Origin of the sequence: Pseudolactococcus laudensis, from assembly GCF_013449735.1 — a bacterium.
GTDB classification, from domain to species: Bacteria; Bacillota; Bacilli; order Lactobacillales; family Streptococcaceae; genus Pseudolactococcus; species Pseudolactococcus laudensis.
In genome coordinates this window covers 43,820-52,675 of record NZ_JACBNY010000015.1, presented here as the reverse complement: position 1 = coordinate 52,675, position 8,856 = coordinate 43,820, and the positions used below count along the sequence as shown (strand labels likewise).

Below are 8,856 nucleotides of genomic sequence, written 5' to 3'. Positions count from 1 at the left end.
ATAACGGCTTCCCTTAGCATAAAGTCCCATCAAGTGCATCAGTTTTCCAACACGTTTCGTGTTGGTCAAAATACCAGTATTATGAAGTACCTTGGTAATTCTAACCGCACCATAGCGTCCTTTATGCTCATGAAAGACAGATTTTATTTTCTCAGAGAGGACTTCTCGTTCCACTTGTTGTTTTGAAGGACGACGATGCATGTATTCATAGAAACCTGAGCGAGAAACCTTAAGAACTTTTACTGCATGCTTAATTTTTATCTTCCCATGATGTTTCAAGAGAAATTCAAAACGTTTTACTTGCTTCGCTTCAAGAAGACCCGGAACTTTTTTAGAAGTTCAAGTTCCTCCTGAAGATAACGATTTTCTTTTTCTAACAATTTAATCTTATGTTGGGCATCAGCTAGGGCTGTCCCATTCCCAGGAAAAGCATTTTCTCCATATTCTTCAACTTCTTGAACCCAGCGATAGAGACTATTGGCATGAACATCAAGCTCTTGGCTGACTTCTTTAACAGAGTAACCCTCTTCAAGAATGAGTTTTACTGCAGAGTTTTTAAATTGTTTATCGAATTTTCTTCTTGCCATAATAAACCTTTCCACGATTTCTCTTAACTTTGTGTCTAGTTTATTATAACCTTTCCAATACATGAAGTTAGGCTGATAGGATATGAAGGCGCAGTTTTAATTTTCACCATTAGAAAGATGTAAAATTTCAAAACACCTAAGCTCGGTCTGAGGTTTCGTGAGATAAAATGTAAAAATCACCTTCTGCCATTTATCAGGATTATAGATCACTACTTTTCCAGTTTCACCTTCAGTTGCTTTTTCATGAATATCAAAGTTTTTTAAAGTGTCAGTTGGTAGAATGTCTTGCTTTTCTTCGGTCATAAATTGACTTTGGGTAAAATCATCGCTAAGCTCAATAGAAGAAGTCACACCGATTTCAATATGTTGCCAACCAAATGATCTTAATATATTATCAAAATATCCGTCAAAGATAAATTGAGACATACCTTCAGAATTTTTCCAGATATAAAGTGGGCTGTAACTATTATAGTAGTCACCATTTTTCTTTTCTGAAATCAAGAAGAGTTTAAATAAGAGGCCTTTAAAACCGTCCATTAAGTACCCAGTTTTCATTACCCTATCTCTAATGATTGTCATATCATAGTCAGTTGGTAGGGTGATGTCATAGCGCATTGCTTGCATAAGTGTTCTCCTTCAAGATGTTGAGCGATTGCTTTGGTGCGTTCTTTTCATTTATTTTACTCACACCAAGGAGCCGTAACTCAGTTAAGTTTATGTCACAACCCTATTATAAAAGATAAACTTAATGTTGGATAATACCAAATCGTGATATACTAATAACAAAAAGTGATAGGTAGAAGTGAGACAATATGAATTTCACTGATTTAAAAATTTTTATCGATATTTATGAAACTGGTTCTCTGAATCAAAGTGCTGTGAATCTTGGCTATGCACAATCCAATTTAACTGCTCGGTTGAAAAATTTGGAAAGTGAGCAGGCAACTCTTTTTTTTATCAGAAAATATAATGGGATTGTCCCAACAAAAAATGGTGATAAATTTTACTATTTTGCAAAAGAGACACTTGGAAATTTAGAATGCCTGCAGAAAGAATTTAAATCTCAAGGAAAGGCAATCTTGATTTCAGAATTACTTTTAAACTATGATCTTAATCAGGAGCAATCAATTGATATTGGTAAGGATAATGTGAGCGTTAAAAAAACGAAGGATATTCCGACAGAATCACTCAAAAATAAGTATGACATCATTTACAGTTTTCAAAAGATTGTCAATTTGAGAGGGTTTAAAGAAGATGAGAAGGCCCTAAAAGCATTCTATCTCTCTTCTGCTAATCATGAGCATCCTGAAACGCAAAATTTTTTTGTTAATCGTGATAAAAATTGTCCTTTTAGACAAAAGACACTTCATGATTTTTCAGACACCAAAAAAATAATTGAACTTGATTCATTTGAAAATATTATCAACTATGTTGAAAGCGGTAAGGGTATCGCTTTACTTCCTGAATATTTATTAAAAACAAAAAAATTACAAAAATGGGATGAGAAAAAGAAAGAAATACGCTATTATAAATATGAATAAAAAGTGGAGCTGCAATATTTTTGAGGATTGTTAATGGCAGAATATTGATCCAACGAGCGGTTGTTGTCTTTCATTTATCTATCTGTGAAATATCCCCTATCCTTGATATAATAATGTTTCAAGAGAGTGATACAATAAGTGAAAACTTGTAAAATAGGTCAAAATTAAATTAAGTGAATGATTAAAAAGTGCTTTTAAATTATCATGTAATTGACACAAATAGTCAATCATGCTATGATAAAAATAGTTTGGTATGAAAACGTTTAAATAACGGAGGATAAAGATATGAATCAAACACTTAAACAAAATAAAAAAAAGCATAATCGTTATATAGTTTTAACTGGGCTGACCCTTATTATTGGCATTATACTGATTGCAGTATATGAAACCTCACTTGGTAAAAATATCAAAAAAGAAGATGTGAGTAGTCAATCTGAAACTTTGACAAAAAAAGCAGAAGAAAATCTAACGCCGGCAGAACTTAATTTGACAAGTACGCAAAACGGTCGTGAGATTAAGCTGACCAAATTTATGGCTACGAAAAAGAAATTTATCTTTGATTATCAGTTTAAGCTTGATGATGAACGCTTGAAAGAATTGTTAACCAAACAACTTGCTGCAGGCTCAAACTATCAAAGTATTCACTTTTCTCTTTTTGCTGACAGTGATATGTCAAATGACCTTGTTGGTGGCGGTATCTCGTTTCCAGCTTTTCGAATTGAAGGCGATACATTTTACGGTACGGCTAACTTCACCTATGATTCAAAAAAACTGCCAGATGATACTAACTTGACGCTACAAATCTCGCAGTTATCATGGGAAGATTGGGATGAGCGTCGTACAGCAGAGGCACAAGCTAATGTATCGGAAGCGGGCAGTTCATTTACAGTACCAACGGCATTACAATATGACGGCGATTGGCGCTTTAATATTACCTATCAGCCATTAACTCAAACAAGTAAGCCACAGATTACTAAAGTGAACAATATTGAGGACATTAAAGCTGATAGTGATGCACTTCAAACAACCGTTGCGTTTACAATACCAGTTAGGGCAGAAACCATGCCTGATCTGGAGATTTATAAAGATGGGGTTAAAATTAAATCACCAAGTTTCACGACTAAGCCGAAAGGTGATAAAACACAATTCAAACTATCGTTTGACATGAGTGCTTTAGATAAAACATCCATTTATAAGATACAAGTCAATAGTGTAGATGAAATAAAACAGCAAGCAACAGAAATTGGTACTTTCGACATGCAAAATAAAGTTTCATAAAGGTTCAATGAATCTACAGATTGTAAAATAAGATCATGACGTTAAAAACGACATGATCTTTTTGTTTTCGACAAGCTAATCTTTTTCTGTTATGATGAATCAGAGGAAAGTAATGAAATCAATTAATTTAATTAAAGAGCTGCTCAACTATCTAGGTAAACTCAGCATCTCAAAAATAAAAGTAGAGCAGCAAAACGCAGCCTATGAAGGCACTTATTTTGAACTAAATGGTCATCAATATAGAAGTAGACTAGCAAAAATGACACCTAAGAAAAAAGGTTATTTTGTTGTTTTTTGGGAGAAAGACGATAAAAATCAGAATCAGCCTTACGAGTTTGCCGATAGTCCAGATAAACTTATCATCTCTGTAATTGACGGACATCTGCAAGGGCAGTTTATTTTTCCGAAGTCTATTCTTTTAGAAAAAGGCATACTTAGTGGTCCTAATCAGACAGGTAAAATGGCAACCAGAGTTTATCCAAGTTGGGTCAAAGACTTAAATCCTTCAGCTCAAAAAACACAAAATTGGCAAGTCCCTTATTTTATTGACTTAAGTTCTGAAGTTGACTGTCATATTTTAAAAACCTTATATTATTCTTGATTTGTCATTTGGAAGGACTGTTTTTGATAATAAAAGTTAGAAAAAATGATAAAGCCATAAAAAATCAAAACAAAAGCCGAACATTGAAGGCGACATTATAAGTAAATATCAGTAAACAATGGCAATCTAAGTGTTTTTTGATATAATATAAGGTAATAATGAAGAAATTGGAGACGCATCGTGGTAAAATCTGATATCGAAATCGCTCAAGCCTCATCTATGAAAGCCATTACGGACATTGCTGCTAAAGCTGGTATTTCAAGTGATGATATTGAGCAATACGGCAAATACAAGGCAAAAATTACTTTTGAAGCACTCGATAAGTTACAAAAAAATGATAATGGGAAATTGATTCTAGTTACAGCTATCAATCCAACTCCTGCTGGTGAAGGTAAATCAACTGTTACGATTGGTCTGGGTGATGCCCTCAATCAACTTGGTCAGAAAGCTATGATTGCCTTGCGAGAACCTTCTCTTGGACCTGTCATGGGCATCAAAGGTGGGGCAGCTGGTGGTGGCTATGCTCAAGTTTTACCGATGGAAGATATTAACCTCCATTTTACAGGTGATTTGCATGCCATTACAACAGCTAATAATGCGATTGCTGCGCTATTAGACAATCACATTCATCAAGGTAATGAGCTCAATATTGACCCACGTCGTGTCATCTGGAAACGTGTTGTTGACCTCAATGACCGTGAATTACGTCAGATTATTGCTGGACTTGGCTCGCCAATGAATGGTGTCCCACGTGAAGATGGTTTTGATATTACCGTAGCTAGTGAAATCATGGCTGTTTTCTGCTTAGCGACCTCTATCGACAATCTCAAAGCACGATTGGCTAAAATCGTTGTTGCCTATACTTATGACCGTAAACCAGTGACAGTCGGTGACCTTGAAATTCAAGGCGCGATCACAGTTTTACTTAAAGACGCTCTCAAACCCAACCTCGTGCAAACGATTGAAGGCACACCGGCCTTTGTTCACGGTGGACCATTTGCCAACATCGCTCACGGCTGTAACAGCGTGCTTGCAACAACAGCTGCTATGAAAGCAGCTGATTTCACTGTCACTGAGGCAGGTTTTGGCGCTGACCTCGGCGGAGAGAAGTTCCTCGACATTAAAACACGTGAACTCCCTAAAAATCCTGATGCCGTCGTCATTATCGCAACTGTCCGTGCTTTAAAAATGAATGGTGGCGTGGCTAAAAACGACTTGTCCGTGGAAAATACGTCTGCACTACGTGAAGGATTTGCAAATCTCAATCGACATATTGATAATATCCAAGGTTATGGTTTGCCAGTAGTTGTTGCGATTAACGAGTTTGTGACAGATACGGCAGAAGAAATCTCAGTTCTTTCTGAGCTTTTAACTGCTAAAAATGTTGATTTTTCACTCACACAAGTCTGGGCTAAAGGTGGTGCTGGCGGTCTAGATTTGGCTGAAAAAGTTGTTAAAGCAACTGAAAAAACGTCTGATTTCCATTACTTATATGATTTAGAAAGTTCAATTCCTGAGAAAATTGAAACGATTGTGACCAAAATCTATGGTGGTGCATCTGTTACTATGACCAAGAAAGCACAAACACAAATCGCTACTTTTGAACGTAATGGCTGGGATAATCTACCGATTTGTATGGCAAAAACCCAGTATAGTTTTTCAGATGACCAAAACATTTTAGGCGCACCAGAAGGGTTTGATATTACGATTCGGGAACTTGTTCCCAAGCTCGGTGCTGGCTTTATTGTCGCATTGACAGGGGATATCATGACCATGCCTGGCTTGCCGAAAAAACCTGCGGCTCTTAATATGGATGTGGACAATGCAGGTCACATCTCAGGTTTGTTCTAATTTAAATATGACAAATCAATAACACGTTTGTCAGTAACATGACAATTTGACAAGTCGGTTAAGAGATGATGAAAACGCCTTTTGGGGCGTTTTTTTATGGTACAATGCTACTTATGTTAAAAAATAGAAATAACAAAATTAAATTAATCGTAGCAACTTTTATACTTATATCAACCGGATTCAGTGTCTCTACTAAAGCAGAAGAGATAACAAAACCACATTTAAAAATCCAAGATGAGGTAATAAATCATCGCACAGGGCTTAACCTAGACTATTTTACAGGACTTGTTCATGATACAGTTAAGTCTGTTGAAAAAGAACAGGCAAGTGTTCAAAAACAAGCTCATGAGACTGAAAAAGCAGCTGTTCCACCGCCACCACCAGTAAAAACACGAGAAGAAAAATTGATTGAAACAGCGAATCGTTACCAAGGTGTCCCTTATATTTATGGTGGCACGACGCCTGACGGCTTTGACTGTTCTGGTTTTACATCGTATGTCTACCGAGAGGCACTAGGACAAGAAATCGGCCGCACGACTTGGGCTCAAATGTCTGCTGGTCAGCAAGTTTCGGTTGAAGAGGCCAAAGTCGGCGATGTTCTCGTATTTTTCGGTGGGAACCATGTAGGTATCTATCTGGGAAATGGTCAGTTTATCCATGCGCCACAACCGGGGGATGTTGTCAGTGTTTCGTCACTTTCAACGATGCCAGCAGATTTTGCCCTTCATCTTTGAGACTAACAATGAGACTTTATTTTTTAAAAAGTTAATGGAGCATCTGCCAGAGCAGGTGCTTTTGATGTTATATCAAATAAGATTTTATCAAAAAATTGTAACTTTTTATTATAATGTTTACGTTTTTTTATGATACAATAAAATCATGAAAAAAGTAAAATATGGTATTGTATCTACAGCACAAGTTGTACCTAGATTTATAGAAGGTGTTCGTTTAACAGATAACGGCGAAGTAGCTGCGATTTCGAGTCGTAGTCTGGAAACAGCGCAAGCATTTGCGACGAAATATAACATCCCGAAAGCCTATGGTAGTCACGCTGAACTTTATGCAGATTCAGAGCTGGATGTTATCTATATCGCGACTTATAATAAAGGGCATTTTCCAGAAGCCAAGCAAGCCTTGTTGGCAGGCAAAAATGTCTTGTTAGAAAAACCGTTTACGTTGACTTTAGCTGAGGCAGAAGAACTTTTTGAGCTAGCGCGTGAGAAAAATTTATTTTTAATGGAGGCACAAAAATCAGTCTTTTTACCTGTCACACAGCTCGTCAAAGAAGTTGTACAATCAAATGAAATCGGTGACATTTTATCAGTTGATAGTGTAACAGCCTATGCTAGTATTGACCACATCAGTTGGTTCAATGACCTTAAAGCTGGCGGGGGTACCGTCCATTTCATGTTGCCTTATGCGATAAGTTATTTGCAATATATTTTCGATGCTCAAATCACAGATTTTTCAGGTATTGCCGATATGGTAAATGGTGAATCAGACACACAAGCCAAAGTCTTGTTAAAACTTGATAACGGTGTCTTGGTTAACATCTTCTTGACGACTAAATTAGCCTTGGATAAAGTCATGACAATTCAGGGGACAAAAGGAAAACTCGTTATTCCGGAGTTTTGGCGTGCTAAAACAGCAACCGTTAGATTTGCGGATGGTGGTATCAAACGTCAACTTAATGCTGATTTTGAAAGTGATTTTGTCTACGAAGTTCAGCATGTCAATGAACTTATTCTTTCCGGAGAACGTCTTAGTCCTAAGATGACAGCAGACATGACCTTAACTGGTGTGAAGATTATGGATAGTCTCTATCAATCTTGGCAGTAAGACAACATAATCTCAACATCATGACTTTTAAAAATCTGTGAGCAATCACAGATTTTTTTCGTATAAGAGAGTAAGAGGTGATTATGTTAGTCGCACTGAATGAAACTGAAAATATCGTCAATTTATTAGAACTTAACCCCACATACCTTGCAGATTTAGCAAGACAGTTTTTGCGTTGTCCCGCCTGTAAAAGTCAGGTACGTTTAAAAAATGGTCGTATCAAAACCCCTCATTTTGCTCATGTGAGTTTAGCAACTTGTCAGTATTATTCAGAAAATGAAAGTCTGCAACACCTAACACTGAAAAAACGCTTATATCACTGGTTTAAGCAGACCGAACAAGTTGAAATCGAACATTTTTTACCTGACTTACAGCAAACACCTGACTTACTGGTTAATAAAACTCTTGCGATTGAAATTCAATGCAGTCATTTATCTATTCAACGTCTACGCGAGCGGACAGAAATGTATCGGGCAAATGGTTATACTGTTCTTTGGCTCATGGGGAAGGATTTATGGTTAGATGAGAATATGACGGAATTTAAGCGACAGTTACTCTATCTAACGCAAAATGCTGGTTTTTACTATTGGGAGTTGGACTTGCAGCGTGAAAAGTTGCGTTTGAAATATTTATGCCATGAAGATTTGACAGGGCGTTTGCATCATTTACAGCGTGAATTTGATTTTGATTCGGGGTGTTTACTTCAAGTTCTTCGAACACCATTTGCGTCAACATCAGAAAAGTTGATAGTCCAATTATCACAAGATATCCAAACCTTTATCACGCGACAACTTTATTATCAGAGTCCCAAATGGTTAAAAATTCAAGAAAAGTATTACCAGAATGGTCGAAATTTAATGACAGTCAAAAATTTCCCGATTAAGGTTTACCCAATAGGCTTAAATGTCTTAACTCGTCAATTCGAAGGCGTTATCAAGCCTGAATTTTGTCAAATTACAAACGATGTTAGTGTTTATTACAACCATTTTATAGCTTATCTGCAAGATGAAACGTTCTATCCGCCAGGATTTTATGCTAAAGTTGCGAAAAAAAGAGATGCATGAAGTGAGTGTTAGAGGGTTTTGAGTTCGTAAAAGGTAAAGGCCGTCATAGTTTTTTGGTAAGACGAGTAGGCATTGTTTGATGTTATACTAGGAAA

Annotated in this window: 8 protein-coding genes and 1 pseudogene; 7 read left to right on the top strand and 2 right to left on the bottom strand. The window is 36.6% G+C overall.

Annotated features, from left to right (window positions below; all coding sequences use genetic code 11):
- Both HZR21_RS08400 and HZR21_RS08395 read right to left on the bottom strand, forming a co-directional pair.
- Window positions 1–587 (bottom strand): annotated as a pseudogene (locus HZR21_RS08400) (transposase); the annotation flags it as partial.
- 96 nt (window positions 588–683) lie between these two features.
- A complete protein-coding gene (locus HZR21_RS08395; RefSeq protein ID WP_180747266.1) occupies window positions 684–1,211 on the bottom strand; it encodes a DUF4865 family protein in 528 nt (175 codons plus the stop codon).
- 188 nt (window positions 1,212–1,399) lie between these two features.
- Between HZR21_RS08395 and HZR21_RS08390 the strand changes: the two genes are divergently transcribed.
- The 7 genes from HZR21_RS08390 (at window position 1,400) to HZR21_RS08360 (ending at window position 8,761) form a co-directional block, all read left to right on the top strand.
- Window positions 1,400–2,128, top strand: a complete 729-nt coding sequence (locus tag HZR21_RS08390) for a LysR family transcriptional regulator (RefSeq protein WP_180747265.1) — start codon at window positions 1,400–1,402, stop codon at window positions 2,126–2,128.
- Window positions 2,129–2,413: 285 nt separating this feature from the next.
- Window positions 2,414–3,406, top strand: a complete 993-nt coding sequence (locus HZR21_RS08385; protein WP_180747264.1) for a hypothetical protein — start codon at window positions 2,414–2,416, stop codon at window positions 3,404–3,406.
- A 112-nt stretch (window positions 3,407–3,518) separates the two neighbouring features.
- Window positions 3,519–4,007 carry a MepB family protein gene (locus HZR21_RS08380; RefSeq protein ID WP_180747263.1) on the top strand — a complete coding sequence of 163 codons (489 nt, stop codon included), beginning with the start codon at window positions 3,519–3,521 and terminating at the stop codon, window positions 4,005–4,007.
- Window positions 4,008–4,187: 180 nt separating this feature from the next.
- Complete coding sequence (locus HZR21_RS08375) at window positions 4,188–5,858, top strand: formate--tetrahydrofolate ligase (protein WP_180747262.1); 1,671 nt, start codon at window positions 4,188–4,190, stop codon at window positions 5,856–5,858.
- Between the two features lie 113 nt (window positions 5,859–5,971).
- Window positions 5,972–6,592, top strand: a complete 621-nt coding sequence (locus HZR21_RS08370) for a C40 family peptidase (protein WP_180747261.1) — start codon at window positions 5,972–5,974, stop codon at window positions 6,590–6,592.
- Window positions 6,593–6,737: 145 nt separating this feature from the next.
- Complete coding sequence (locus HZR21_RS08365; RefSeq protein ID WP_180747260.1) at window positions 6,738–7,697, top strand: Gfo/Idh/MocA family protein; 960 nt, start codon at window positions 6,738–6,740, stop codon at window positions 7,695–7,697.
- A gap of 83 nt (window positions 7,698–7,780) precedes the next feature.
- Window positions 7,781–8,761 carry a competence protein CoiA gene (locus tag HZR21_RS08360; protein WP_180747259.1) on the top strand — a complete coding sequence of 327 codons (981 nt, stop codon included), beginning with the start codon at window positions 7,781–7,783 and terminating at the stop codon, window positions 8,759–8,761.
- The last annotated feature ends 95 nt before the right edge of the window (window positions 8,762–8,856 follow it).

Bases quoted from the DNA above. Each gene is read 5' to 3' on its own strand.
- HZR21_RS08395 (WP_180747266.1), bottom strand. From the start codon at position 1,211: ATGCAAGCAATGCGCTATGACATCACCCTACCAACTGACTATGATATG.
- HZR21_RS08390 (WP_180747265.1), top strand. From the start codon at position 1,400: ATGAATTTCACTGATTTAAAAATTTTTATCGATATTTATGAAACTGGT.
- HZR21_RS08385 (WP_180747264.1), top strand. From the start codon at position 2,414: ATGAATCAAACACTTAAACAAAATAAAAAAAAGCATAATCGTTATATA.
- HZR21_RS08380 (WP_180747263.1), top strand. From the start codon at position 3,519: ATGAAATCAATTAATTTAATTAAAGAGCTGCTCAACTATCTAGGTAAA.
- HZR21_RS08370 (WP_180747261.1), top strand. From the start codon at position 5,972: ATGTTAAAAAATAGAAATAACAAAATTAAATTAATCGTAGCAACTTTT.
- HZR21_RS08365 (WP_180747260.1), top strand. From the start codon at position 6,738: ATGAAAAAAGTAAAATATGGTATTGTATCTACAGCACAAGTTGTACCT.
- HZR21_RS08360 (WP_180747259.1), top strand. From the start codon at position 7,781: ATGTTAGTCGCACTGAATGAAACTGAAAATATCGTCAATTTATTAGAA.